The organism is Amycolatopsis acidiphila (assembly GCF_021391495.1).
Taxonomy (GTDB): Bacteria; Actinomycetota; Actinomycetes; order Mycobacteriales; family Pseudonocardiaceae; genus Amycolatopsis_E; species Amycolatopsis_E acidiphila.
The window spans coordinates 6564149-6588513 of the sequence record NZ_CP090063.1 but is presented as its reverse complement, the minus strand read 5'-3'; the positions used below and the strand labels follow the sequence as shown (position 1 = coordinate 6588513).

Genomic DNA, 24365 nt, shown 5'->3' with positions numbered 1-24365 from the left:
GCTGTAGTGGCTTCGTTATGGGCCGCTACGCGTCGCGGAACGCGTTGATGCCGCCGAGGTGCCGTTCGCGCAGTTCGGCGTCGTGCACGCCGAGGCCTTCCTCCGGCGCCAGGCACAGCACGCCGACCTTGCCCTGATGGGCGTTGCGGTGCACGTCCAGCGCCGCCTGCCCGGTTTCCTCCAGGCTGTAGGTCTTCGACAGCGTCGGGTGGATCAGCCCCTTCGCGATCAGCCGGTTCGCCTCCCAGGACTCGCGGTAGTTCGCGAAGTGCGAGCCGATGATCCGCTTGAGGTTCATCCAGAGGTACCGGTTGTCGTACTGGTGCAGGTAGCCCGACGTGGACGCGCAGGTGACGATGGTGCCGCCCCGTCGCGCGGCGTAGACCGACGCGCCGAACGTCTCGCGGCCCGGGTGCTCGAACACGATGTCCGGGTCCTCACCGCCGGTCAGCTCGCGGATCTTCGCGCCGAACCGCTGCCACTCCTTCGGGTCCTGGGTCTGCTCGTCCTGCCAGAACCGGTAACCCTCCGCGCTCCGGTCGATGACGAGGTCTGCGCCGAGCTTGCGGCAGATCTCCGCCTTCTCCGGGCTCGACACGACGCACACCGGGATCGCGCCGCCGTTGAGCGCGTACTGGGTCGCGTACGAGCCCAGGCCACCGGAGGCGCCCCAGATCAGCACGACGTCGCCCTGCTTCATGTCGGCCCCGTTGCGCGACACCAGCTGCCGGTACGCGGTCGAGTTGACCAGGCCGGGGCAGGCCGCTTCCTCCCAGGTCAGGTGCCGCGGCTTCGGCATCAGCTGGTTCGCCTTGACCAGCGCGATCTCGGCGAGGCCGCCGAAGTTCGTCTCGAAGCCCCAGATGCGCTGCTCGGAGTCGAGCATCGTGTCGTTGTGCCCGTCGGGCGCTTCGAGCTCGACGTTGAGGCAGTGCGCGACGACCTCGTCGCCGGCCTTCCAGCGGTGCACGCCGGGCCCGGTGCGCAGCACGACGCCGGCGGCGTCGGAGCCGACCACGTGGTAGGGCAGGTCATGCCGCTTCGACAGCGGCGAGAGCTTGCCGTAGCGCTGCAGGAACTTGAACGTGGGAACCGGCTCGAAGATCGAGGTCCACACGGTGTTGTAGTTGATGGCGCTGGCCATCACCGCCACCAGTGCCTCGCCCGGGCCCAGCTCGGGCAGTGGCACGTCGTCGACGTGCAGCGACTCGCGCGGGTCCTTCTCGCGGGTCGCCCTGCCCTCGAACATGCCCGTCTCGTCGGAGTGCACCGTCACACCCCGGTAGGACTCGGGCAGCTCGAGCGACCCGACCGCGTCGAGATCGCCGGACAGAATCGCGTCCCGGATCTCCTTCAGCGTCCCTTGCGTCATGGAGGGGCCCTTTCGTGCGTGACTGCGGGAGCCTGACATTACTGGCCGGTAACCTCGCGCGCCACCCATGATTCTTGACCGGGCGGCCAACCAAGGCGCACTATGAGCGGGAAGGCGACGATGCTTTCCAGGAGGTGATCACGATGGCCGAAACCTCGACGCGTGCATGGATGCGTCCGCACGACTGGGCCGAGGTCGTACTGGGAGTGGTGGCGGTGCTGTCCTTCCTGTGGGTGGACACCGACAACGCCGTCATGTGGACGATGATCGTGCTGGGCGCGCTGATCGCGCTCGACGGTCTGCTGTCGCTGGCGATGCCGGGACTGGTCTACGGCGAAGGGCTGCAGATCGTGCTCGGCGCACTGCTGTTCATCTCGCCCTGGGTGATGAGCTACACGGATCTGACCGCCGCTTCGTGGTCGGCGTGGATCATCGGCGGGCTGACCGCGATCGCGGGCGCCGCGGCGCTGCCGGTCGCGAACGCCAGCCACGGCAGGATGGCGGGCCAGCACTGAGCAAGGAAGAACCCCCGGCGAGGGAGCGCATTCTCGCCGCGGCCGAGGAGCTGTTCGCCGAATCGGGTTTCGACGCCACGCCGACCTCGCGCATCGCGGAACGCGCGAGCGTGCCGAAAGGTCTGGTGCACTACTACTTCCGGCGCAAGGCCGACCTGCTGGGCGCGCTGATCAAACGCCTGCCCGACGAGCAGATCGACCCGGCGCTGGTGGTGGTGCCGGGGGACATCGCGGAGAGCTTGCGGCGTCTGGTCTCCGAGCTGGACGCCCGGCTCGCCCGCTCACGCATGCTGTCGCACCTGCTCTGGCGCGAGGCCGACACGCACCGCGCGGTGCGCGACGCGCTGCACGACCGGTTCCAGGTGCTGGTGCGGCAGGTGCGGGCGGTGATCCTCGCCGCGGGCGAGGGCGGGGTCGCCGTCGCTGACGTCGACAGCGCCGCCGGGCTGCTCGCACTCGCCGTGAGCTACCGCCATTCGGTCGCGCGGCACGAGGACCAGCCGCCGGGCCTGATGGAGCGCGAGCTGAACTTCATCGCGGACGCGCTGATGGCGCGCCCGGCTACTTAGCGGGCTCGACCAGTTCCACCAGCACGCCGCCGGCGTCCTTGGGATGCACGAAGTTGACCCGGCTGTTCGAGGTGCCACGCTTGGCCTTGTCGTAGAGCAGGCGCAAACCCTTGGCGCGCAAAGTTTCCGCGGCTGCTTCCACGTCCTGCACCCGGTAGGCGACCTGCTGCAGCCCGGGGCCCTTGCTGTCGAGGAACTTCGCGATCGTCGAGTCGGGCCGCAGCGGCGCGAGCAACTGGATCGCCGGGCCGGACTCGTCGCCCGGCGCGTGCAGCATCGCCTCGCGGACGCCCTGCTCCTCGTTGACCTCGGTGTGCGTGGCGCGCATGCCGAAGTTCTCCGCGTAGAAATCGATCGCCGCATCGAGGTCCGGCACGGCGATGCCGACGTGATCGATGGTGGTCACGAGCGTTTTCAGCGCGTCATCCATAACCGGGAGCATAGGGGCTGGGCCCGGGCGGGTCCCGTGCCGCGGCTCACACCTGTACCGGGTGGGGCTGCCGGGTATCGTCGAGATGACCGCCGTCGTTCGCTCTTGGAGGCTGTTGTGTCCGGTTCGGTGATCCTGGGGGCCGCGCGTACCCCGATCGGTCGACTGCTGGGTTCCCTGAAGGACTTCTCCGGTGCGCAGCTGGGCGGGGTGGCGATCAAGGCCGCGCTCGAGCGGGCCGGCGTCGCGCCGGAAGCCGTGCAGTACACGATCATGGGCCAGGTGCTCACCGCCGGCGCCGGCCAGATCCCGGCCCGGCAGGCCGCGGTCGCGGCCGGCATCCCGATGGACGTGCCCGCGCTGACCATCAACAAGGTATGCCTGTCCGGCCTCGACGCCATCGCGCTGGCCGACCAGCTGATCCGCGCGGGCGAGTTCGACCTGGTCGTGGCGGGCGGCCAGGAGTCGATGACCCAGGCGCCGCACCTGCTGCCGAAGTCGCGCTCGGGCTTCAAGTACGGCGACACGACGCTGGTGGACCACATGGCCTACGACGGACTGTTCTGCGCGTTCGACCAGGTCGCCATGGGCTCCTCCACCGAGAAGCACAACTCGCGCTACGGCATCACCCGCGAGCAGCAGGACGAGTTCTCCGCGCGCTCGCACCGGCGGGCTGCGGCCGCGATCGCCTCCGGCGTGTTCAAGGAGGAGATCGCCCCCGTCTCGATTCCGCAACGCAAGGGCGAACCGGTCGTCTTCGACACCGACGAGGGCGTCCGCGGCGACACGACGGCCGAGGGCCTGGCGAAGCTGCGTCCCGCGTTCGCCCCCGACGGCACCATCACCGCGGGCTCCTCCTCGCAGATCTCCGACGGAGCGGCGGCGGTCGTCGTGGCCAGCCGGGAGAAGGCCGAGGAGCTGGGCATCACCCCGCTCGCCGAGATCGGCGCGCACGGCGTGGTCGCGGGTCCGGATGCCAGCCTGCACGAGCAGCCGTCGAACGCGATCAAGGCCGCGTTGGCGAAGGCGAAGCTCGACGTAAGCGCGCTGGACCTGGTGGAGATCAACGAGGCGTTCGCCGCGGTGGGTGTCGTGTCCAGTCAGAAGCTCGGCCTGGACACGGACAGGGTCAACGTCAACGGCGGTGCGATCGCGCTCGGGCACCCCATCGGCGCTTCCGGCGCCCGGCTGGCCGTGCACCTGATCAACGAGCTGCGCCGCCGCGGCGGCGGCCTCGGCGCGGCCGCCCTGTGCGGCGGCGGCGGTCAGGGCGACGCGCTGCTGCTGAGGGTTCCCTCCGCTTAGATGGCGGCATGCCGCCGTTGAAAGTCGCCGAGCTGGTCGACCGCGCACGAGAGGGCCAACCGCGCGCTGTCGCCAAGCTGATCTCCCTGGTCGAGGACGCTCATCCGCGCCTGCGTGAGGTGGCGGCCGCGCTGACCCCGCACACCGGGCACGCCCGGGTGATCGGGCTGACCGGGCCGCCGGGAGTCGGCAAGTCGACCTCGACGTCGATGCTGCTCTCCGCGCTGCGCAAGGAGGGCAAGCGGGTCGGGGTGCTCGCGATCGACCCGTCGTCGCCGTTCTCGGGCGGCGCGCTGCTCGGTGACCGCATCCGGATGACCGAGCACGCCACCGACCCCGGTGTGTTCATCCGCTCGATGGCCACCCGCGGCCACCTCGGCGGGCTCGCCTGGGCCACACCGCAGGCCGTCCGGGTGCTCGACGCGGCCGGGTTCGACGTGGTGCTCATCGAGACCGTCGGGGTCGGACAGTCCGAAGTGGACGTCGTGAAGCTCGCCGACACCACCGTGGTGCTGCTCGCGCCGGGGATGGGCGACGGCATCCAGGCGGCGAAGGCCGGGGTGCTGGAGATCGCGGACGTGTTCGTCGTGAACAAGGCCGACCGCGACGGCGCCGAGACCGTCGTCCGGGACCTGAAGCAGATGATCTCGATGGCCCGGCGGGAGGTCCGCGGCGAGAGCTGGCGGCAGCCGATCGTGTCGACCGTGGCTTCCCGCGGCGAGGGGGCGGACGAGCTGGTGCGCGCGCTCGCCGAGCACCACGACTGGCTCGGCGGGCACGGCGAGCTCGTGCGGCGGCGGGTGCACCGCGCGGCGAGCGAGGTGGAGGCGATCGCGTTGCGGCGGTTGCGGGCCGAACTCGCGGACACCCGCGGCGGTGGTCACCTGAACGAGCTGGCCGAAAAGGTCGTGGACCGGACGCTGGACCCCTATGCGGCGGCCGATGCGCTGCTCGATCAGCTCCGGTCCGGACAATAGGAAGCATGGTGCCTGTCGAGCGGATCGGTCTCGTCGTTCACGGCGGCAAGGAGGTGGCCCTCGCGGCGGCCAGGGAGGTGCGGCGCTGGGCGGCGGCGCACGACATCCCGTGTGCCGACATCGACGTGTGGGACGACGTCCACGGCCACCGCCTCAACGCCAGGGAAGAGGCGGCGCGGGCCGGCAGCCCCGACCTGATCGTCACCGTCGGCGGGGACGGGACGTTCCTGCGCGGGGTGCGGGTCGCCGGGCCGACCGGCGCGCTGGTGTTGGGGGTGAACGTCGGGCGTGTCGGGTTTCTCACCGAGGTGAGCACGAACGACCTGACCAACGCGCTGGACGCGGTGCACCGCGGCGAGATGACCGTCGACGCCCGGATGACGCTGACCATGCGTGCGTCGCGGCCGCTGGAGATCCCGGACGGGATGGAGGCGATGCTGCGGTACGGGCGCGGGCCGATGCTGCCGCCGCCGCACGTGCGGCCGGGGATGAACAGCGCGGCCGGCTGGGGGGTGCCGCTGGACGTGCTGGCGCTCAACGACATCGTGGCGGAGAAGCTCGCGCGGGACCGGCAGGCCAGCCTCGCGGTGTACGTCGGCGGGAAGCTCTTCGCGTCCTACTCGGCCGACGCGCTGATCGTGGCGTCGTCGACCGGCTCGACGGCGTACAGCTTCGCCGCGGGCGGGCCGATCGTGTCGCCGCATCTGGACGCGCTGGTGTTCACGCCGGTCGCCGCGCACATGGTGTTCAACCGGAGCGTGGTGCTCGACAGCTCGCAGCGGGTGGGGATCCTGGTGCTGGAGCACTCGGGCCAGGTGGCGGTGAGCGTGGACGGGCAGCTGCGCGGGGTGCTCGACCCGGGCGACTGGATCACTGTGTACGGCGCGCCCAAGCGCTCGAAGCTGGTGCGCTTGTCGGAGCCGGACTTCCTGGGCAAGGTGCGGGACCGCTTCGGCCTGGTCGACTCGGCGGCGGCGCTCGCGGACGGCCGGCCGCCGGCCTACGCCCCGAACGAGCCGGTGCCGCCGGACCTCGCCCACCCGGGCCCGGCGGAGGGGGACTAGTGGTGTGTCTGTGATTTGTCGTGGTGGTTTGTATGATGCTGGTCATGGTTGCTGCGGCCTTGCCGATGACGGATGAGCAGCGTGCCGATCTGAGTCGGGTGGCGGCCTCGTCGAGGTTGCCGCACCGGCAGGTGGTGCAGGCGCGGGCGTTGTTGTGGGCGGCGGATGGTGTGGCCAACGAGGAGATCGCACGCCGGTCGGGTGTGGACTCTGATGCGGTGCGCCGCTGGCGGTCCCGGTTCGCGGAGGCCGGTGTCGCGGGTGTCGGGCGTATTGCCCAGGGGCGTGGACGCAAGCCCAGTCTGCCCGCCGGCACTGTGGAAGAGGTGCTGCACGCCACCGCGCATGACTCGCCTCCGGGTGGGGCCACGCACTGGACCACGCGCACGATGGCTGCCCGGGTCGGGATCGGCAAGGACTCGGTGGCGCGGATCTGGGCCGACCACGGCTTGAAACCGTGGAAGGTGGACACGTTCAAGATCAGTAATGATCCGCAGTTCGAAGAAAAGCTGGTCGATGTGGTCGGGGTGTATCTGCGGCCGCCGGCTCGTGCGGTGGTGTTCAGCTTCGACGAGAAAACACAGTGCCAGGCCCTGGATCGGACCCAGCCGTCGTTGCCGATGAAACGCGGTCGTGCGCAGACGATGACCCATGACTACAAGCGGCACGGCACGATCGACCTGTTCGCGGCGATGAACATCGGCACCGGCGAAGTCCTTACCGAGCTGCGCAAGGGCCATGCAGGCGCGGACGTGCTGCGGTTCTTTAAACAGATCGACAAGACCGTTCCGCGTGGGCTGGGCGTGCATGTGGTGCTGGACAACCTCTCCGCGCACACCGCACCCGAGGTCACGAAATGGCTGGCCCACAAGGACCGTCGGCGCTGGCATCTGCATGTCACCCCGACCTCCAGTTCCTGGCTGAACGTGGTCGAGCGATGGTTCAAAGAGTTGACCGACAAACGACTTCGGCGCGGCGCGTTCACCAGCGTTGACGACCTCAAACAGGCCATCACCGCCTGGGCGGAACACTGGAACACCGACCCCAAGCCATTCGTGTGGAAGGCAACCGCCGAAGACATCATCACCAAGGTCCAACGCGGCCGCACCACCCTCCACCAGATCAAAACCCAGACGGACCACTAGGCGAGCGCCCGGGCGATGAACTCGCCCTTCGCTCGCGAGTAGGCCTCGCGATCGTGCCCGTGTCGCTTCGCGAGGCCGAGCTTGAGTTGTTCGTACCGCTCGGCCACGTTGCCGTCCCGCCTCAGCAGGTCCCGGAAGGCGAGCTGGTCCGCCCACCGGGGGTGGCCGGAGGCGACCAGGTGCAGGTGGGCCGCCCGACGGCGGCCGGTGGCGTCCGGCTTGACGAAGAACCGCCGCCACGGCCGCCCGTCCAGTTCCGGTGGCACGAAATGCCACCCCGCCGCCGCGAGTCGGCTCGCTGCCTCAGCTGCCACTGCCGCAGCGTCGGTGACGGAGGCCATCAGGTCGACGATCGGCTTGGCCGCGAGCCCGGGTACGGCCGTGGAGCCGACATGTTCGACGCCGTCGACCAGCCACGGCCCGAGAACCGCGGCCAGCGACTCGCGTTCGGCGAGGGCCGCGGTGATCCACCGCGGGTCGTGGGGGACGACTTCCACGGGTTCGTGCGCCCAGGGCGGATCGCTCAGCTCAACCCCTCCGGCACCTCGCGGGGCCGCTTCCCCGCGCCGCCCGACGAGTCGGGTCGCCGTGGCCGAAGCAGGCCGTGTCCACGTCCAGTGCGGCCGGGCGGCGGAACGACTCGGCCGTGCGGGCGCGGTCCTGGATGCTCCCCTCGGTATGCCCGGGCACGGCGATCACCTCGGCCCCGCCGCCGAAGTCCAGGGTCTCCCCGCCGGACACGCCCACCTCGACGGTCATCGGTGGCATCGTCCACGGCAACCCCACCGAGACGCGCTCGAGGATCGGGCGTTCCCAGTCCTCCAGCACCGGCCTCGGCCCCGGCGCGAGACCACGCAGGATCGCCGCGTCGGCCTCGCTCGCGAGCCGGGCGCACCGGCAGCATCCGCAGCTGCGGCGGCACCTCCAGCTTCTCCATGCGGCCGAAGTCAGAACGGGAAAACCCGGCGCGGGGCCCCGAACAGCTCATGGCGTGATCACCTTCATCAGCGTCTCGATCGCCGGGCCGAAGGCGTGCTCCGCCGGGGTCGCGTAGCCGAGCACGACGCCCGGCAGCCGCTCGGCCTCGCCGAACCAGTGCCGCCCGAGCCCGTCGATCGCGACGGACTCGCGCAGTGCCGCACGGACCACCTGCTCCTCGGACAGGCCTGCCGGAAGCAGGAGCAGCACGTGCAGCCCCGCCGAGATGCCGACCGCCGTGATCCCCGGCGGCAGCAGGGACAGCAACCGGTCGCGCCGCCTGCGGTAGGCGAGCCGCCGTTGCCGCACGTGCCGGTCGTACGCCCCCGAGTTCAGCATCTCGGCCAGCACCAGGTGGTCCACGACCGGCGGCCGCCAGCCGGTGTCGGCCAGCGCCGCGCGCACCGGCTCGACCAGGAACCGCGGCAGCACGAGCCAGCCGATCCGCAGAGCGGGCGCGAGCGTCTTGCTGACCGTGCCCGCGTACACGACCCGTTCCGGCGCAAGGGCTTGCAGCGCGCCGACCGGACGGCGGTCGAACCGGAACTCGCCGTCGTAGTCGTCCTCGATCGCCAGCCCGCCGGTGCCGGTGGCCCACCGGGCCAGCGCCGTCCGGCGTTCCGGGGCCAGCGTGACGCCCAACGGATACTGGTGCGCGGGTGTCACGACGACGGCGGGACTGTCCAGTTCGGACACTCGCAGCCCGTGCTCGTCCACCGGGACGGCGACGACCTCCAAACCGGCCCGCGTCACGTGGTCGCGAAACTGGGGCAGCGAAGGGTTCTCGAAGGCCACCTCCGCGTCACCGCGCTCGTGCAGGACGCGCGCGAGCGCCGACAGGCCGTGGCTGAACCCGCCGCAGACGATGATGCGGTCGGGCTCGGCGAGGACACCGCGGCTGCGGGACAGGTAACGCGCGAGCGCTTCCCGCAGCACCGCCGAACCGTGCTGGTCGCCGTAGTCGAACACGCTCGCCGGCGCCTCCTGAAGCACCCGGCGGGTCGCGGAAAGCCAAGCGGCACGCGGGAAAGACGACAGATCCGGACGCCCGGGGTAGAGGTCCCAGCGGGCGTCCGGCACCCACGGCGCGGCCCGCGGGCCCGCCTTTTCCTTCAGCGACGACGGCGAGCTCACCGCGGCGACCCGCGTCGGCGCGCCCTGGCTCGTGCGCAGGTAGCCCTCGACGGTGAGGTCGGCGTACACCCGGGTGACGGTGCCGCGGGCGATCCCGAGGTCCTTCGCGAGCGCGCGGGTCGACGGCAGGGCCGTCCCGGGGCCGAGCCGTCCGTCCCGGACCGCCCGGCGCACGGCGTCCGCGAGCCCCTGCCGCCCGCTGCCCGGCCGCCAGTCGAGGTGCACGTCCCAACCCGAACTGGACCACGAATCCGCCATGAGACTGGACCATACTCGTGTGCCAGTCGACGATAGCGTGAACGCATGAGCACGCGATACCCACTCAGCCGCAAGCAGCCGGAACTGCTGAAGCAACTGATCGAACTGAACAACTCCGTGAACAAGCTGGCCGCTGACGCCGGCCTCGACCCGTTGATCCTCGAACTGTGCAAGATCCGGGCCTCGCAGCTCAACGGCTGCGCGTTCTGCCTCGACATGCACGTGAAGTACGCCCGCGAGCACGGCGAGACCGAACAGCGGATCTACCTGCTCGACGCGTGGCGGGAGACCGATCGCTACACCGAGCAGGAGCGTGCGGCGCTCGCGCTGACCGATGCGATGACCAAGCTGTCGCAGACGCAGGACGTGCCGGACGAGGTGTACGAGCAGGCGACCGCGGTGCTCACCGAGGAGCAGTACGCCGCCGTCGCCTGGGCCGTGACCACGATGAACGCCTTCAACCGGCTCAACGTCACCAGCCGCACGCCGGTGCCCCGGTGACGGCCGCGGCGCTGCGCGCCCTGCACGTCCCCGGCAACCCTCTCCTGCTGCCGAACGCCTGGGACGCCGACAGCGCACGGCTCGTCGAAGAGGCCGGGTTTCCCGTGGTGGCCACGAGTTCGGTCGCCGTGGCGGCCGCGCTCGGCTACGCCGACGGGGAGCAGGCGCCGGCGGAGGAGATGTTCGCCGCGGCGGCGCGGATCGCGCGGGCGGTTTCGGTCCCGGTGACGGTGGACGCCGAGTCGGGATACGGGCTGCCCGCCGCCGAGCTGGCCGAGCGGTTGCTCGGCGCCGGCGCGGTGGGGTGCAACCTGGAGGACACCGACCACGCCCGCGGCGGGATCCGCGCGGTCGGCGAGCAGGCCGACCGGCTCGCCGCGGTGCGGGAGGCCGCCGGCCAGGACCTGGTGCTCAACGCGCGGATCGACCTGTTCCTCGAGGGGACCAGCAGGCGGCGCTGCCGGAGGCGATCGAGCGGGCGAAGGCGTATCTCGCGGCGGGCGCGGACTGCGTGTACCCGATCGCGATCCGTTCCCCGGAGGTGCTGGGGGAGTTCGTGCGGGCCGTGAGCCCCGCGGCGGTCAACGGGAACCGCATCCCGGACGCCGATCCGGCCGCGCTCGGCGTCGCGCGGATCTCGCTGGGGGCCGGGCTCTGGCGGGCCACTCGCACGTGGCTCGCGGAGCACCTGAAGCAGATGTGAGAAGTGGGCGGACAGCACACGCTGTCCGCCCACTCCCGGCTCAGCACTGCTGCTTGTAGAAGTACTGCGAGTTGGCGTCCATGTTCGCCTTGGTGAGGGAGTGCAGTGGCGCGGTGAGCGTCTTCGTCACCGGCTTGTTCTCCAGCGCCGCGACGGCCTGGTCCACGCCCTGCTGGCCGATCATGGCCGGGTCCTGCGCGATCAGCGCCTGGTACTCGCCGCTGCGCAGACCGTCCACCTCGGACGGACTGGCGTCGAAGCCGACCAGGTTGACCTGGCCGATCTTGCCCGCGTTGCGCAGCCCGGTCGCCGCACCCTCACCGGTGTTGAGGTTGGTGGCGAAGATGCCGATCAGGTCCGGGGTCGAGGCCAGTGCCGCGGTGACCTTCGCCGCCGCCTGCTCCGGCTCGTTCTGGGTGAACTGGATGCCGATCGACTTCAGGTTCGGGTGGTTCTTCAGCTCGTCGCTGAAGCCCTGCGCCCGCGCCGCGGTGGTCGAGGTGCCCGCGATGGTGTCGAGCACCAGCACCGAACCTGGCTTGTCGCCCACCAGCTGCGCCAGGGTCTGCGCCGCGAGCTTGCCGCCCTCGACGTTGTCCGAGGAGATCGACGAGACGGCCAGGCTCGAGTCCTTCAGCGCCGTGTCCACCTGCACGATCTTCGTGCCGCGGTTGGCGACCTGCTGGATCGGCGCGAGCATCGCCGTGTCATCGGTCGGGGCGATCAGCAGCGCGGCCGGCGGGCTGGAGCCCAGCGCGTTGACCTTCTCCGTCTGCAGTGCCGCGTCGAACTTCTGCGGTGCCGAGGTGGTGACGGTGTAGCCGAGCTTCTTCGCCTCGGCCTCCGCGCCGCACTGCATCGAGATGTAGAACGGTTCGGCCTGCACACCGGGGATCAGCGCGAGCTGCTTGTTGTTCTGCACGCTGTCGCCGCCGCCGGACCCGCCGACCTGGCCGGAGCCACAGGCCGCGAGCAGGACCGCCGCCGCGACGGCCGTTCCCGCCGTGAGCACCTTCTTCATGCTGACCTCTACTTCGTTGTAGTAGTTACCGGGAATTGCGCTGCCGACGGCGGCGCTGGTCGAACCAGACGGCGGCGATGAGCACCGCGCCGACCGCGATCATCTGCCAGAAGTCCGGCACCTGGGTGATGTTGAACCCCTTCTTCAGCACGGCCGGGATGAACACCCCGATGACCGTGCCGAGCACCGAGCCGATGCCGCCGAACAGGCTCGTGCCGCCCATCACCGTCGCCGCGATCGCGTTCAGGTTGTCCGTGGTGTGCGCGGTGATCGTGGTCGAGGCGTAGTAGGCCAGCGACATGAACCCCGCGATGCCGGCCAGGAAACCGGTCAGCAGGTACACCTTGAGCAGGTGCGCCGTGACCCCGATGCCCGACCGGCGGGCGGCCTCGGCGTTCGAGCCGACCGCGTAGGTGTAGCGGCCGAACTTCGTCGTGTGCAGCAGCCACGCGCCGATCAGCGTGATGACCACCGCCACCAGCACCAGGTTCGGGATGCCGCCGAACGACGTGCCGTAGCCGAGCGTCTTGTTGAGCACCGTCGGCACGCTGCGCACGTCCGAACCGTTGTTGAGTAGGTACGCCGCGCCGAGCGCCGCGCCCATCGTGCCGAGGGTGACGATCAGCGGCGGGATCTTCGCGACCGCGATGAGGAACCCGTTGATCAGGCCCCAGATCGTGCCGGACAGCACAGCCACGACCAGCCCGACGACGATCACGCCCCAGCCGGCGGCACTGGCGTTGCCGCCCGGGGAAAGCGCTTCCATCGTCTTGCCGCAGACCATCCCGGCGAAGATCAGCACCGAGCCGACGGACAGGTCGATCCCGGAGGTGATGATCACGAACGTCATCCCGACCGAGAGCACGAGCAGGACCGAGGTCTCGATCAGCAGCGTCTGGAACGTGAAGACGGTCGCGAACTGGCCCGGCTTGAGCACGCTGAACACCACGATCAGCGCGACCAGCACGAGCGCGATCCAGAACGTGTTCGCGCCGATCAGCCGTTGGCCCAGCGAGCGCTTGCCGACACCGCCGTCCACAGTGGACTGGATCTCCTCGGTGGCCGTCATGCCGCCTCCTCGTGGCGCGCGGCAAGCCGCGCCGGTGTCATGTCGTCGGCGAACATGGTGCTCGATGATCCGGACCTGCGAGCAGTCCTCATGCCGCCTCCTCCTGAGTCAGCGCGCCGGTCATCGCCGCCACGAGGTCCTCGAGCTTGGTGTCCGCGGCCTGGAAGCGGGCCACCCGGGTGCCGAGGCGCAGCACCTCGATCCGGTCCGACACCGAGAGCACCTCGGGCATGTTGTGGCTGATCAGCACCACCGCGATGCCCTGGTCGCGGACCCGGCGGATCACGTCCAGCACGCGCTCGCGCTGCACCACGCCGAGCGCCGCGGTCGGCTCGTCCATGAAGACGACCTTGCTCGCCCACACCACCGACCGCGCCACCGCGACGCTCTGGCGCTGCCCGCCCGAAAGCGACCCGATGGGCACGTCCGTGCTCTGCAGCGTCACGCCGAGTCGTTTGAACTCCTCGACCGCTTGGCGCCGCATCTCCGCCTTGTCGAGCATCCCGAGCTTGCCGAGGATGCTACGGCGGTGGATCTCCCGGCCCAGGAACAGGTTCGCGGCCGGGTCCAGCTCGGGCGCGACCGCGAGGTCCTGGTACACGGTCTCGATGCCCATCCTGCGCGCGGTGGTGGGGGTGTCGAGGTGCACCTGCTCGCCGTCCAGCAGGATCCGCCCCGAGGACGGCTGCTCGGCGCCGGAGAGGCATTTGATCAACGTCGACTTCCCGGCGCCGTTGTCGCCGATCAGCGCGGTGACCTCGCCCGCTCTCGCCTGGAACGACGCGCCGCGCAGCGCCTCGACCGAGCCGTAGTGCTTCACGATGTTCTGGGCGTCCAGGAGGACGGCGTCGGTCATGTCAGGCTCCCGGTGCTGGGGGTCGGCAGCGGATGGTCGTCAGCTCGCCGGACAGCTCGGCCTGCCCCGCCGCGTAGGGCACCACGACGGTGTCGCCCTTGGCCAGTGCGAGGTCCCCGCCGTGCTCGGTCTTGAGCGTGCCCTGGCCGTCGAGCATCACGAGCACGGTGAACGACGGGTCCAGCGCCAGCGAGGGCTTCGGGTGCAGCCGGTCGGCGCGGAAGAACTCCGCCGCCCCCGGCACCAGGAGCTCCACAATGGACTCATCGGTGGCCCCGGTGCGGGTGATGATCGACTCCGGGTCGCGCGCCGAGGTGTCCAGCGCCTGCAACGCGGTGTCGAAACCGAGGCCGAGGTGGCCCTTCTCCGGGCTCTGCAGGAAGTCCCGCCATTCGATGGTGAGCGAGAAGTCCGTCGGCTGCTGCAGTTCGACGACGAACACGCCCGCGCCGATCGCGTGCGGCAGGCCCGAGGGGATGTAGACGTTGTCGCCGGGCTTGACCGGCACGCTGTTCAGCGCGCCGAGCATCGCGGCACCGTCCTGCTCCCGCACCCACTCGCCGACCGTCGCCGGGTCCACGCTCTCCCGGAAGCCGGGGTAGACCCGCGGGTCGTCCCCGCTCGTGCCGACCACGATCCAGGCCTCGGTCTTGCCGAAGTGGGAGTCGAAGTGCTTCCGGGCGAAGGAGTTCGACGGGTGGAAGTGCACCGGCAACCGCTGCCCGGCGTCGAGCAGCTTGACCAGCAGTGCGGTGGAGCCGGCGAAAGCCGCCACGTGCTTGGCGCCGAGCCAGGACTCCGGGTCGGCGCGGACCGCGTCCCGCAGCCACCGGCCGTCGGGCAGCCGGGACAGGCCGGTTTCCTCCTGGCCGAACAGCGTCGTGGTGGAGGCGACCCAGTCCTCGGGGCCGAACTCCTTGCCGTCGGCGGCGCCTCGGAGGGCGGCGATGGCCGCGCCGCCGCGGTAGAACTGGGGCGGCTGGTTGGCCGCAAGCTTGCTGGGGCTGGTCACGGGGCGACCTCACCGGAGCCGCGGGGTACGAGGTGCACGGGCAGAACTACCTTTCTCGGCGGGGAATCCTCGCCGTGGATCCGGGCGAACAACAACTCGGCCGCCGCCTTGCCGAGCCGGCCCACGTCGTGGCCGATCACGGTGACGGGCGGGTCGAGCAGGTCGGCGAGCTCGAAGTCGTCGAAGCTCACCAGCGCCGGGCGCGGGGTCACGTGGGTCAGCGCGCGCAGCAGGTGCACGGCGACCCGGTTGTTCCCCGCGATGACAGCGGTGGCGCGGCGGGGACCGGTCAGCAGGCGGTTCACCGCGTCGAGCACGTTCTCCCGCGTCGGCGCCCGCAGCACCGCGAGCCGTTCGTCGTAGCGCAGTCCCGCGCGCACGCAGCCCTCGCGGAACCCGCGCAGGCGCTCGCCGGCCGTGAAGATGTCCGGCCGGTCGCCGAGGAACGCGATGCGGCGATGTCCCTGGCGCGCCAGGTGCGCGACCGCTTCGATGGTGCCGCCGAGGTTGTCCACCAGCACGGTGTCGGCCACGATGTCGCCGGCCGGGCGGTCGAGGAACACCACGGGCGTACCGGCCCGCATCTCCGGCACCAGGTAGTGGTGCTGCGCGCCCGCGGGCACGATCAGCAGCCCGTCGACGCGGCGCGAGCAGAACTCCAGCGCCAGCTCGCGTTCCCGCTCGGAGTTCTCGTCCGAGGAACCGGTCAGCACGTGCCGGCCGTAGGAACCGGCGATCTTCTCCACGGCCCGGTTGAGCTCGGAGTAGAACGGGTTGCCGACGTCCTCCACGACCAGGCCGATGGTGCCGGTGGTGGAGCCGCGGCGGAGGTTGCGGGCGCCGAGGTTGCGCCGGAACCCGAGCTGTTCGATGGCGGCCAGCACCCGCCGGGCGGTCTCCGGATGCACCGCGGGTTCGTCGTTGACGACCCGGGACACGGTCTTGATGCTGACCCCCGCCAGCCGGGCGACGTCACTCATCGTGGCCCGGCGACTGACCGGCCCACGATGCCCGTCCGACAACGTTGTCATAATGCAGCGGATTCCACACCGTCGCCGTCCGGTTGTCAATGGTGTGCGTGCGATGCCCTCCGCATCCCTTGCGCCACTTGGAGTATCGGGCTGTCCGGAACAAGACAGGATCCGTCACGATCCTTGACCGCCTCGTCAGCCGGTAACGAAAGTGACTCGCGCGACAAGGTTGTCAGGAGGCAGACGTGAGTGGGTGCCGGATGAGGCTTTCGCGAGTCAGAAGGGGGCTGGCGCTCGCCGCCGGCCTCGTGGTTACCTCAATGGTCATGCCGGCCGTGCAGGCGGACGCGGCGCCCGCGCAGGATCTGGCGAAGTGGGTCAACCCCTTCGTCGGCACCCGGCCGGGCGGCGAGGACCAGGGCACGGGCGGCGGCGCGGGGAACACCTTCCCCGGGGCGGTGGTGCCGTTCGGGATGGTGCAGTGGAGCCCGGACACGGTCACCGAACAGCACGGCGGTTACTACTACGACAGCACCGCCCTCAAGGGTTTCAGCCTGACGCATCTGTCGGGCGCGGGCTGCGACACCTATGAAGACATCCCGTTCATCCCCTATGCGGGCCAGGTCACGACCTCGCCCGCCACCGACCCCGGCCGCTACACGCTGCCGTTCTCGCACGTGAACGAGCAGGCGACCGCAGGCAAGTACGCGGTCAAGCTCGACAGCGGCGTGAACGTCGAGCTGAGCGCCACCCAGCGCACCGGCTCGGGCCGGTTCAGCTACCCGCAGAACAGCCCGGCGACGTTGCTGATCAACAGCTCCGGCTCGATCATGGGCACGGACGACGCGCAGGTCACCATCGGCAGGGACAGCGTCAGCGGCTGGGCGTCCAGCGGCCGGTTCTGCGGCACGGACTCGCACTACCGCGTCTACTTCTACGCGAAGTTCGACACCCCGTTCGCCTCGATCGGCACCTGGCGCAACGGCACGGTCACGCCGAACCAGGCGACCGCGAACGGCGGCGCTCAGGCGAAGGTCGCACCGCAGGCCAACGTCGCGCGCTCGGAGTCCAAGAAGCCGACGAACACCACCGTCAGCGGTCCCGGCAGCGGCGGTTACGTGACCTTCGCGCCCGGCGCGCAGGTCAACGTCCAGGTCGGCGTCTCGTTCGTGTCGACCGACGGCGCGCAGGCGAACCTCAAGACGGAGAACAACCACCGCTCCTTCGACGACGTCGCCACCGCGGCGCGCGAGGCGTGGAACGACCGGCTCAACCAGGTCCAGGTCACCGGCGGTTCGGACGCGGACAAGACCACCTTCTACACCGCGCTGTACCACTCGCTGATCCAGCCCAACGTGTTCTCCGATGCCGACGGGCAGTACACCGGCTTCGACGGCCGCGTGCACAGCGCCGACAAGGGCCACGCGATGTACACCAACTTCTCCGGCTGGGACATCTACCGCTCGGAGATCCAGCTGCTGGCGATGCTGGCGCCCAAGGAGACCTCCGACATCGCCCGGTCGATGACCGCGTATGCCGCGCAGGGCGGGTCCTGGGACCGCTGGACGGTGGCGAACGACTACACGGGCGTGATGAACGGCGACCCGTACCACATCATCGTCTCCAGCGCGTACGCCTTCGGGGCCAAGGACTTCGACGCGAACAACGCGTTGCTGTCCATGATCCGCGGCGCGACGCAGCCGAACACCCAGGGCTACACCGAACGCCCGGGGCTGGCGGACTACCAGAACCTCGGGTACGTGCCGGGCGCCGGCGCGGACACGCTGGAGTACACGAGTGCCGACTTCTCCATCGCGCAGCTCGCGCAGCGGCTCGGCGACAGCTCGACGTACCAGAACTTCATGAAGCGGGCGCAGAACTGGCAGAACCTGTACAACCCCGCGAGCGGTTATCTGCAGCCGCGCCAGGCGGACGGCACGTTCAGCACGCCGTACGACCCGGCCAGCTCCTCGGGCTGGGTCGAGGGCAACGGCGCGCAGTACAGCTGGATGGTGCCCTACGACGCCGCGGGCCTGATCACGGCGTTCGGCGGGGACCAGGCGGTCCAGTCCCGTCTGGACGAGTTCTTCACCGAGCTCAACGCCGGCACGGCGGACCCGCACGCGTTCATGGGCAACGAGCCCAACGCGAACGCGCCGTGGCTGTACGACTTCGCCGGTGCGCCGTACAAGACACAGGCGATCGTGCGGCGGGCGATGACCGAGCTGTACAACCCGAACCCGGAGGGCCTGGTCGGCAACGACGACCTCGGGCAGATGTCCTCCTGGTACGTGTGGTCGGCACTGGGCATGTACCCGGAGATCCCGGGTCGCGCGGAGCTGGTCCTCGGCTCGCCGCTGTTCTCGAAGGTCGTGCTGACCACCGGTGCCGGCAAGAAGATCACGATCAGCTCCAGCGGCGCCGGCCAGTACGTGTCCACACTGAAGGTCAACGGCGCCACGACGACCAAGCCGTGGCTGCCGGAGTCGTTCGTCACGACCGGCGGCACGCTCGACTACACGCTGTCCGGCACGCCGAACACCTCGTGGGGCAGCTCGCCGAGTGACGCCCCGCCTTCGTTCCGCGAGGGTGAGACACCGGCGAGGTCCTTTGTGGACCCGGCTCGGGTGGTGGTGCCGGGTGGCGCCACCGGCACCGCGGCGGTCGGCGCGCAGGACCTGTCCGGCACCGCCCGGACCTGGCACTGGACTGCCGCGCCGCCGGCGGGCGTCACGGTCACCCCGTCCTCCGGTGACCTCGCGGTTCCCGCCGGCGGCAAGGCTCAGGCGAACGTCACGGTGAGCGTGGCGGGCGGCACCGCCGAAGGTTCGTACCAGGTGCCGATCACGATGAGCGCGAGCGGGCAGTCGTCGTTGACGGCGACGCTCGGCGTGCTCGTGGCACAGCCCGGCAGCTGGCTCGCCACGGTGAACAACGCGGGTATCTCGCCGGACGCCAAGCCCGCAGCCGCGAACTTCGACGGCGTCGGTTTCAGCTACTCCTCCGACGCACTGGCCGCGGCCGGTGCCAAGGCGGGCAGCACGGTGACGGTGAACGGGTTGTCCTACAGCTGGCCGAACTACCCGGCCGGTTCGCCGGACAACGTGATCGCACAGGGCCAGACGGTGAACGTGTCGGGCAGCGGGCAGCTGGCGTTCCTCGGTGCCGCGGCGAACGGCAACGCGTCCGGCACCGTGACGGTCACCTACACCGACGGCACCACCAGCACCGCGAACCTCGGGTTCTCGGACTGGACACTCGGTGCCGGTGCCGCGCAGCCGGCGTTCGGCAACCAGGTTGCGTTCCGCACGCCGTACCGCAACAGCGTCGGCGGCGATTCGCAGCAGATCAACACCTATGTGTTCGCGAGCGCGCCGATCGCGCTCGCGGCGGGCAAGACGGTCAAGAGCGTCACCCTGCCGTCAAGCGTCTCGGGCGGACAGTTGCACGTGTTCGCGATCGGAATCGGATAGCCATGCGGAAACTGGTGGCAGTGCTCGCTGCCGCCCTCGTTCCGGCGGCCGTCGTCACTCCAGTGGCGGCGGCCGCGCCGACGGACGCGCTCGACGCGGTCAACACGTTCATCGGCACGCAGGACGAGGGCAACACGTTCCCCGGCGCCTCGGCGCCGTTCGGGATGACCCAGGTGAGCCCGATCGGCTCGCACTACGCGGGATACCAGTACACCGACACCGCGATCCGCGGGTTCGGGCACTTCTTCCTCTCCGGCGCCGGGTGCTGGGAACAGGGCGGACTGGTGTCGACCCTGCCCACCACCGGCACCTTCGATCCCGCCGATCCGTCCACTTTCGACCAGACCCGGTACGCCTCGCCGTACACCCACGACGGCGAGGTCGGCAAGCCCGGCTACTACAAGGTGCACCTCACCGGCTACGGCGGGATCGACGTCGAGACCACGGCGACGACCCACACCGGTGTCGAGCGCTACACGTTCGACCAGGCCGGTCCGGCCCACGTGTTCGTCAACACCGGTCAGGCGAACGACAAGGAACCGGTGACCGGCAGCGGCGTCCGGGTCGTGGACGACCGGACGGTCGAGGGAACCGTGGAGTCGCAGGCGTTCTGCGGCGGCAAGCCGTACACCACGTACTTCCGGACCACCTTCGACAAGCCGTTCGCCTCCTACGGCACCTGGTCGCCGACCGGTGGCACCCCGGGCAGCCGCGAGTCCTCCGGCGGGGCGGGCCTGCGCGGCGCGTGGCTCACCTTCGCCGACCCCGGCTCGGTCACCGCCACCACGGCGATCTCCTATGTGGACGCCGACGGCGCCCGAAGGAACCTGGCGGCCGAAGGCGGCCAGTCCTTCGACCGTGTGAAGGCCACCACCCAGCGAACCTGGCAACGCGAGTTGTCCACTGTGGACATCACTGGCGGCTCGACGGACAACCGGACGGTGTTCTACACCTCCCTGTACCACACGCTGCTGCAACCGTTGACCGGCAACGATGTCGACGGCCGCTACCGCGGCTTCGACGACCAGGTCCACCGCGCCGTGGGCTGGACGTACTACCAGTACTTCTCGCTCTGGGACACCTACCGCTCGCAGAACCAGCTGCTGGCGTTGCTGCGGCCGGACCGGGCACGGGACATCGCGCGGAGCCTCCTCGCGATCCACGACCAGGGCGGCTGGCTGCCGCGGTGGGCCTACGCGAACCAGGAGACGAACACGATGACCGGCGACCCGGTCACGCCGTTCCTGGTCGACCTGTGGCGGTTCGGCGCCCTGCGTGGCATGGAAGGCCAGGCGTACCAGGCGTTGCTGCAGAACTCCACGCAGCTCCCGCCTGCCTCGTCGCCGTTCCAGGGCCGGGCGGGCAACGAGAGCTACCAGGCGAACGGGTTCGTCCAGTACGACCCGGACTTCCCGAAGAAGGGCCAGGACACCGACCCGGCGCACGGTGCCTCGGCGACCCTGGAGTACGCGCTGGCGGACTGCTCGCTGTCGATCATGGCGGGCGGCCTCGGCCGGACGCAGGACGCGCAGCAGCTCGCGGCGAAGGGGCACAGCTACCAGAACCTGTGGGACAGCACCGTTTCCGACCGCGGGTTCACCGGGTTCCCGCGGCCCAAGGTCACCGGCGGCGACTGGTTCACCCCGGCGACCGGGCCGTACACGCCGGAAGGCCAGGACGGGTTCCACGAGGGCACGGCCTGGCAGTACCAGTGGCTGACCCAGCAGGACATCCCCGGGCTGGTGCAGCGGATGGGCGGGCCGCAGGCGACCGCGGCCCGGCTCGACGACTTCTTCGCCTACCCCGACCTGCTGGCCGATCCGGCGGGCACGGTGCGCGACGAATGGGTCACCGGGCCGTACAACTACTACAACCAGTTCCGGTACAACCCGAACAACGAACCGGATCTGCACGCGCCGTGGATGTACACCCTCGTCGGGCAGCCGTGGAAGACCTCCGCGGTGCTCCGGGCGGCGCACACGTTGTTCACGAACGCGCCCAACGGCGTGACCGGCAACGACGATCTGGGCGAGATGTCGGCCTGGTACGTCTTCAGCTCACTCGGGCTCTACCCCGCGGTGCCGGGCACCGGACAGTTCGTGCTGAGCGCGCCGCAGTTCCCGAAGGCCGTGGTGCACCTGGAAAACGGGCGGGACATCGTGCTCGAAGCCGGCGGTGCGGACGCGGCGCGGACCCAGTACGTGCAGGGGCTGCGGGTGAACGGGGTCGGCAGTGACCGTGCTTACATCGGGCTCGAGCAGTTGACCCGTGGCTCCACGCTGGACTTCCGGCTCACCACGGATGCCACCAGTGCCAACTGGGCGACCGGCCCTGGTGGGGCGCCACTTTCGCCCTGCGCGAGCTAGTCACGGGCATCGGGGGCCGTGAGAACAATCACGACCCCCGATGTTCCGGTGAGCGCGGTCACGGCGCACACTGGACACCGAAACGTCCGACAGTGTGGTTGACGTAAGGGATCCGTCTCTTACGGAGTCACGTAGCCGGGCGATTTTTGTGTGTAATCCACTGAGGAGGAAAGCAGTGTCCAGCAAGGCCGCTCTCGTATTCCGCGTGGCCGCAGTCGCCGAGGCGTTCTCCTGGGCCGCCCTGGTGATCGGGATGATCCTGAAGTACGGCTTCTCCGCGTCCCACGAGGGTGGCGTCCCGGTGCTGGGCATGGTCCACGGGGTGATCTTCATCTGCTACGTGCTGGTGACGCTCGCCGTGTTCAAGCCCCTCGGGTGGAAGCCGAAGACGTTGCTGATGGCACTGCTGGCCAGCATCCCGCCGCTGTTCACCTGGTGGTTCGAGAAGTGGGCGCTGCGCACCGGCAAGCTCGACGGCCCCGGCCGGCTCAGCTACGGCGGCACCGGCCTGTTCGTCCGCGAGACCGCCGCGGCCTGATTCCGGAAAGCCCCCGCCCCGTCGTCCGGGGCGGGGGCTGTTTCCGCTAGTCCTCGAAGTCCCCGGTCGCCTTGCGGATCTTGGTCAGCAGCTCGGTGAGCTGAGTGGTCTGGTTCGGCGTGAGGCCGACCAGGCCGAAGTCGATGGACGTGACCGCCTTGGTCGCCTCGACGTGCCGGGCGCGACCGTCGTCGGTGATCTCGACCAGCGTCGTGCGCCGGTCCGTCGGATGCGGGACCCGCTTGACCAGCCCGTCGCGCTCCAGCCGGTCGACGATGTTGGTGACGCTCGTCGGGTGCAGCTGCAGGCGCTCGCCCATCACCCGCATCGGCAGGCTCGAGCGCCGGGCGAAGGACAGCAGCACCAGCGCCTCGTAGCGGGCGAAGGTGAGCCCGTGGGGCTTCAGCGCGCCGTCCACGGCGGACTGGATGATCTGCTGGACGCGCATCAGCCCGGTGACCGCGGCCATCGTGCCGGAAGGGCCGACCCGGTCCTCCCACAGCTGCGCGGCGCGGGCGATCGGGTCGAACGGCAGTGGGCGGTTCATGAGCTGGGAAGCTACCAGCGCGTATCCGGTCGATGGGGCAGGGTAGTGCCCATAACGAGGGAAGGGAACGCCATGCTCGTCGCATTCAGCGTCAGCCCGGCCGGCGGAGACCCGGACGGCGGGGTGAGCGAAGCCGTCTCGCGGGCGGTCAAGGTGGTGCGGGACTCGGGCCTGCCGAACTCGACGAACGCCATGTTCACCAACGTCGAGGGCGACTGGGACGAGGTCATGGACGTGGTCAAACGCGCCGTCGAGGCGGCAGGTGAGGGCGCCGCGCGGGTGTCGCTCGTGCTGAAGGCCGACATCCGGCCGGGCTATGAGGGGCAGCTCACGGCGAAGGTCGAGCGGGTGGAACAGCACCTGCGGTGATTCCCGCGGGAACGCGTGCCAGGATGGAACCGTGACGAACCCACGCGGATCAGCAGCGAACTCAGCAGCCATGTCGGCCGCGCTGTCGGGTGCGGTCGATCTGTCCGCGCTGAAGGCACGCGCGGACGCCGCGCGCCAGCAGCCGGCCGCCTCGCCGCCCGGGGCAGGGCCGCAGGCGCCTGCCGGTGGCGGCGGTGCCGTCTTCGAGGTCACCGAGGCCTCGTTCCAGGCGGACGTGGTCGAACGGTCCCTGCAGCAGCTGGTGATCGTCGATCTGTGGGCCGACTGGTGCGGGCCGTGCAAGCAGCTCAGCCCGGTGCTGGAGCGCCTGGCGGCGCAGTCCGGCGGGGCGTGGGTGCTCGCGAAGGTCGACGTGGACGCGAACCCGCGGATCGCGCAGCTGTTCGGCGCGCAGTCCATCCCGACGGTCGTCGCGATCGCCGGCGGCCAGCCGGTCGACGCGTTCGCGGGCGCGCTGCCGGAGCCCGAGATCAAGAAGTGGCTGGGCGCCCTGCTCGACGCGCTCAAGGACAAGCTGCCGGGGGTTCAGGACGCCCGGCCCGAAGAGGTCGAGGAGCCGGAGGACCCGCGCTTCACCGAGGCCGAGGACGCCTTCGAGCGCGGCGACTACGCGGCTGCCGAGGCGGCGTACCAGCGCATCCTCGACGTGGAGCCGGCGAACGAGCTCGCGAAGGCGGCGTTGACGCAGGTGCGCTTCGCCGCCCGTGCGGAGGCCGCCGACCCGTCGGCCGTGGCCCGCGCGAACGCCAACCCGGACGACCTGGAGGCCCAGCTCGCGGCTGCGGACTTCGAGGTCGCGGAGAACAAGGTCGAGGACGCGTTCGCGCGGCTGATCGGCACGGTCCGCCGCACCTTCGGCGACGACCGCAACCGAGTGCGGGAGCACCTGGTGGGCCTGTTCGACCTCTTCGACCCGGCGGACGAGCGAGTGGCCAAGGCGAGGCGCGACCTGGCGTCGGCCCTGTTCTGAGCGGTAGCTCAGGTAAACCCCCAGAGTTGGGTGGTCATCCCGTCGCCTGACACGGGACGATTCCGCAGCTTCAAAGACCAAAGCTTGCGGGTCTGGGTCAAAGTGATATGCACAGACCGCAGGCGACGGGATGGCCACACGACTCGACCACGTCGAGAAGGTGACGTAGGCGGTTTTCCTGGCTCATCTTTGAGCCTGCCC

Annotated in this window: 23 protein-coding genes and 1 pseudogene; 13 read left to right on the top strand and 11 right to left on the bottom strand. The window is 70.2% G+C overall.

Annotation, left to right across the window (positions count from 1 at the left end; all coding sequences use genetic code 11):
* Nucleotides 1-25 precede the first annotated feature (25 nt).
* Nucleotides 26-1372: a crotonyl-CoA carboxylase/reductase gene (gene ccrA, locus LWP59_RS32235; protein ID WP_144644114.1), complete on the bottom strand. Its 1347-nt coding sequence runs from the start codon at nt 1370-1372 to the stop codon at nt 26-28.
* Nucleotides 1373-1515: 143 nt separating this feature from the next.
* On the opposite strand from ccrA, the gene LWP59_RS32230 reads away from it, so the two are divergent.
* Together LWP59_RS32230 and LWP59_RS32225 are read left to right on the top strand one after the other, a co-directional pair.
* On the top strand, nt 1516-1887 hold the full coding sequence (locus LWP59_RS32230; protein ID WP_144644112.1) for an SPW repeat protein: 372 nt from the start codon (nt 1516-1518) through the stop codon (nt 1885-1887).
* Nucleotides 1884-2456 carry a TetR/AcrR family transcriptional regulator gene (locus tag LWP59_RS32225; RefSeq protein ID WP_144644124.1) on the top strand — a complete coding sequence of 191 codons (573 nt, stop codon included), beginning with the start codon at nt 1884-1886 and terminating at the stop codon, nt 2454-2456. The genes LWP59_RS32230 and LWP59_RS32225 overlap by 4 nt, the downstream gene beginning before the upstream one ends.
* Here LWP59_RS32225 and mce read toward each other — a convergent pair.
* Nucleotides 2449-2886 carry a methylmalonyl-CoA epimerase gene (gene mce, locus LWP59_RS32220; RefSeq protein WP_144644110.1) on the bottom strand — a complete coding sequence of 146 codons (438 nt, stop codon included), beginning with the start codon at nt 2884-2886 and terminating at the stop codon, nt 2449-2451. The two genes, LWP59_RS32225 and mce, sit on opposite strands and share 8 nt — an antisense overlap.
* Before the next feature lie 117 nt (nt 2887-3003).
* Between mce and LWP59_RS32215 the strand changes: the two genes are divergently transcribed.
* From LWP59_RS32215 to LWP59_RS32200, 4 genes are read left to right on the top strand one after another with little or no spacing between them, the layout of a single operon-like run.
* On the top strand, nt 3004-4191 hold the full coding sequence (locus tag LWP59_RS32215) for an acetyl-CoA C-acetyltransferase (protein ID WP_144644108.1): 1188 nt from the start codon (nt 3004-3006) through the stop codon (nt 4189-4191).
* Nucleotides 4192-4199: 8 nt separating this feature from the next.
* A complete protein-coding gene (gene meaB, locus LWP59_RS32210; RefSeq protein ID WP_144644106.1) occupies nt 4200-5168 on the top strand; it encodes a methylmalonyl Co-A mutase-associated GTPase MeaB in 969 nt (322 codons plus the stop codon).
* A gap of 5 nt (nt 5169-5173) precedes the next feature.
* Nucleotides 5174-6232, top strand: coding sequence for an NAD(+)/NADH kinase (locus tag LWP59_RS32205; RefSeq protein WP_144644104.1), 1059 nt, complete (start codon nt 5174-5176; stop codon nt 6230-6232).
* 44 nt (nt 6233-6276) lie between these two features.
* Complete coding sequence (locus LWP59_RS32200) at nt 6277-7377, top strand: IS630 family transposase (RefSeq protein WP_144644122.1); 1101 nt, start codon at nt 6277-6279, stop codon at nt 7375-7377.
* Here LWP59_RS32200 and LWP59_RS32195 read toward each other — a convergent pair.
* The 3 genes from LWP59_RS32195 to pdxR all read right to left on the bottom strand — a co-directional run bounded on the left by LWP59_RS32195 (nt 7374) and on the right by pdxR (nt 9747).
* Nucleotides 7374-7874, bottom strand: a complete 501-nt coding sequence (locus LWP59_RS32195) for a GrpB family protein (RefSeq protein ID WP_229857773.1) — start codon at nt 7872-7874, stop codon at nt 7374-7376. The genes LWP59_RS32200 and LWP59_RS32195 overlap by 4 nt on opposite strands.
* Nucleotides 7875-7905: 31 nt before the next feature.
* On the bottom strand, nt 7906-8136 hold the full coding sequence (locus tag LWP59_RS32190; protein ID WP_144644100.1) for an MBL fold metallo-hydrolase: 231 nt from the start codon (nt 8134-8136) through the stop codon (nt 7906-7908).
* A gap of 225 nt (nt 8137-8361) precedes the next feature.
* Nucleotides 8362-9747: a MocR-like pyridoxine biosynthesis transcription factor PdxR gene (pdxR, locus tag LWP59_RS32185; protein ID WP_144644098.1), complete on the bottom strand. Its 1386-nt coding sequence runs from the start codon at nt 9745-9747 to the stop codon at nt 8362-8364.
* A gap of 45 nt (nt 9748-9792) precedes the next feature.
* On the opposite strand from pdxR, the gene LWP59_RS32180 reads away from it, so the two are divergent.
* Together LWP59_RS32180 and LWP59_RS32175 are read left to right on the top strand one after the other, a co-directional pair.
* A complete protein-coding gene (locus LWP59_RS32180) occupies nt 9793-10248 on the top strand; it encodes a carboxymuconolactone decarboxylase family protein (RefSeq protein WP_144644096.1) in 456 nt (151 codons plus the stop codon).
* Nucleotides 10245-10951 (top strand): annotated as a pseudogene (locus LWP59_RS32175) (isocitrate lyase/PEP mutase family protein). The gene LWP59_RS32180 and the pseudogene LWP59_RS32175 overlap by 4 nt, the downstream one beginning before the upstream one ends.
* Nucleotides 10952-10991: 40 nt before the next feature.
* Here LWP59_RS32175 and LWP59_RS32170 read toward each other — a convergent pair.
* From LWP59_RS32170 to LWP59_RS32150, 5 genes are all read right to left on the bottom strand, one after another.
* Nucleotides 10992-11972: an ABC transporter substrate-binding protein gene (locus LWP59_RS32170; protein ID WP_144644094.1), complete on the bottom strand. Its 981-nt coding sequence runs from the start codon at nt 11970-11972 to the stop codon at nt 10992-10994.
* Nucleotides 11973-11997: 25 nt separating this feature from the next.
* Nucleotides 11998-13041 (bottom strand): ABC transporter permease, encoded by a 1044-nt coding sequence (locus LWP59_RS32165; protein ID WP_144644092.1) that lies wholly within the window; start codon nt 13039-13041, stop codon nt 11998-12000.
* A gap of 88 nt (nt 13042-13129) precedes the next feature.
* Nucleotides 13130-13897, bottom strand: coding sequence for an ATP-binding cassette domain-containing protein (locus tag LWP59_RS32160; protein ID WP_144644090.1), 768 nt, complete (start codon nt 13895-13897; stop codon nt 13130-13132).
* Nucleotide 13898: 1 nt separating this feature from the next.
* A complete protein-coding gene (locus tag LWP59_RS32155; RefSeq protein ID WP_144644088.1) occupies nt 13899-14909 on the bottom strand; it encodes a class I mannose-6-phosphate isomerase in 1011 nt (336 codons plus the stop codon).
* Nucleotides 14906-15889, bottom strand: coding sequence for a LacI family DNA-binding transcriptional regulator (locus LWP59_RS32150; protein ID WP_144644086.1), 984 nt, complete (start codon nt 15887-15889; stop codon nt 14906-14908). The genes LWP59_RS32155 and LWP59_RS32150 overlap by 4 nt, the downstream gene beginning before the upstream one ends.
* A 317-nt stretch (nt 15890-16206) precedes the next feature.
* On the opposite strand from LWP59_RS32150, the gene LWP59_RS32145 reads away from it, so the two are divergent.
* The 3 genes from LWP59_RS32145 to LWP59_RS32135 all read left to right on the top strand — a co-directional run bounded on the left by LWP59_RS32145 (nt 16207) and on the right by LWP59_RS32135 (nt 22257).
* Complete coding sequence (locus LWP59_RS32145) at nt 16207-19353, top strand: GH92 family glycosyl hydrolase (protein ID WP_144644084.1); 3147 nt, start codon at nt 16207-16209, stop codon at nt 19351-19353.
* A 2-nt stretch (nt 19354-19355) separates the two neighbouring features.
* On the top strand, nt 19356-21719 hold the full coding sequence (locus tag LWP59_RS32140) for a GH92 family glycosyl hydrolase (protein WP_144644082.1): 2364 nt from the start codon (nt 19356-19358) through the stop codon (nt 21717-21719).
* 175 nt (nt 21720-21894) lie between these two features.
* Nucleotides 21895-22257, top strand: coding sequence for a DUF3817 domain-containing protein (locus LWP59_RS32135; protein WP_144644080.1), 363 nt, complete (start codon nt 21895-21897; stop codon nt 22255-22257).
* A gap of 46 nt (nt 22258-22303) precedes the next feature.
* Here LWP59_RS32135 and LWP59_RS32130 read toward each other — a convergent pair whose 3' ends face one another.
* Nucleotides 22304-22804, bottom strand: coding sequence for a MarR family winged helix-turn-helix transcriptional regulator (locus LWP59_RS32130; protein ID WP_144644078.1), 501 nt, complete (start codon nt 22802-22804; stop codon nt 22304-22306).
* A gap of 72 nt (nt 22805-22876) precedes the next feature.
* On the opposite strand from LWP59_RS32130, the gene LWP59_RS32125 reads away from it, so the two are divergent.
* Entirely contained in the window at nt 22877-23173 is a 297-nt protein-coding gene (locus LWP59_RS32125) for a thiamine-binding protein (RefSeq protein ID WP_144644076.1), read from the top strand.
* 31 nt (nt 23174-23204) lie between these two features.
* Entirely contained in the window at nt 23205-24164 is a 960-nt protein-coding gene (locus tag LWP59_RS32120) for a tetratricopeptide repeat protein (protein ID WP_144644074.1), read from the top strand.
* Nucleotides 24165-24365 lie beyond the last annotated feature (201 nt).

Excerpts from the sequence above, each read along its gene's own strand:
- ccrA (WP_144644114.1), bottom strand. The coding sequence starts at position 1,372 with ATGACGCAAGGGACGCTGAAGGAGATCCGGGACGCGATTCTGTCCGGC.
- LWP59_RS32230 (WP_144644112.1), top strand. The coding sequence starts at position 1,516 with ATGGCCGAAACCTCGACGCGTGCATGGATGCGTCCGCACGACTGGGCC.
- mce (WP_144644110.1), bottom strand. The coding sequence starts at position 2,886 with ATGGATGACGCGCTGAAAACGCTCGTGACCACCATCGATCACGTCGGC.
- meaB (WP_144644106.1), top strand. The coding sequence starts at position 4,200 with ATGCCGCCGTTGAAAGTCGCCGAGCTGGTCGACCGCGCACGAGAGGGC.
- LWP59_RS32205 (WP_144644104.1), top strand. The coding sequence starts at position 5,174 with ATGGTGCCTGTCGAGCGGATCGGTCTCGTCGTTCACGGCGGCAAGGAG.
- LWP59_RS32200 (WP_144644122.1), top strand. The coding sequence starts at position 6,277 with ATGGTTGCTGCGGCCTTGCCGATGACGGATGAGCAGCGTGCCGATCTG.
- LWP59_RS32190 (WP_144644100.1), bottom strand. The coding sequence starts at position 8,136 with ATGACCGTCGAGGTGGGCGTGTCCGGCGGGGAGACCCTGGACTTCGGC.
- pdxR (WP_144644098.1), bottom strand. The coding sequence starts at position 9,747 with ATGGCGGATTCGTGGTCCAGTTCGGGTTGGGACGTGCACCTCGACTGG.
- LWP59_RS32180 (WP_144644096.1), top strand. The coding sequence starts at position 9,793 with ATGAGCACGCGATACCCACTCAGCCGCAAGCAGCCGGAACTGCTGAAG.
- LWP59_RS32170 (WP_144644094.1), bottom strand. The coding sequence starts at position 11,972 with ATGAAGAAGGTGCTCACGGCGGGAACGGCCGTCGCGGCGGCGGTCCTG.
- LWP59_RS32165 (WP_144644092.1), bottom strand. The coding sequence starts at position 13,041 with ATGACGGCCACCGAGGAGATCCAGTCCACTGTGGACGGCGGTGTCGGC.
- LWP59_RS32160 (WP_144644090.1), bottom strand. The coding sequence starts at position 13,897 with ATGACCGACGCCGTCCTCCTGGACGCCCAGAACATCGTGAAGCACTAC.
- LWP59_RS32150 (WP_144644086.1), bottom strand. The coding sequence starts at position 15,889 with ATGAGTGACGTCGCCCGGCTGGCGGGGGTCAGCATCAAGACCGTGTCC.
- LWP59_RS32145 (WP_144644084.1), top strand. The coding sequence starts at position 16,207 with ATGCCGGCCGTGCAGGCGGACGCGGCGCCCGCGCAGGATCTGGCGAAG.
- LWP59_RS32140 (WP_144644082.1), top strand. The coding sequence starts at position 19,356 with ATGCGGAAACTGGTGGCAGTGCTCGCTGCCGCCCTCGTTCCGGCGGCC.
- LWP59_RS32130 (WP_144644078.1), bottom strand. The coding sequence starts at position 22,804 with ATGAACCGCCCACTGCCGTTCGACCCGATCGCCCGCGCCGCGCAGCTG.
- LWP59_RS32125 (WP_144644076.1), top strand. The coding sequence starts at position 22,877 with ATGCTCGTCGCATTCAGCGTCAGCCCGGCCGGCGGAGACCCGGACGGC.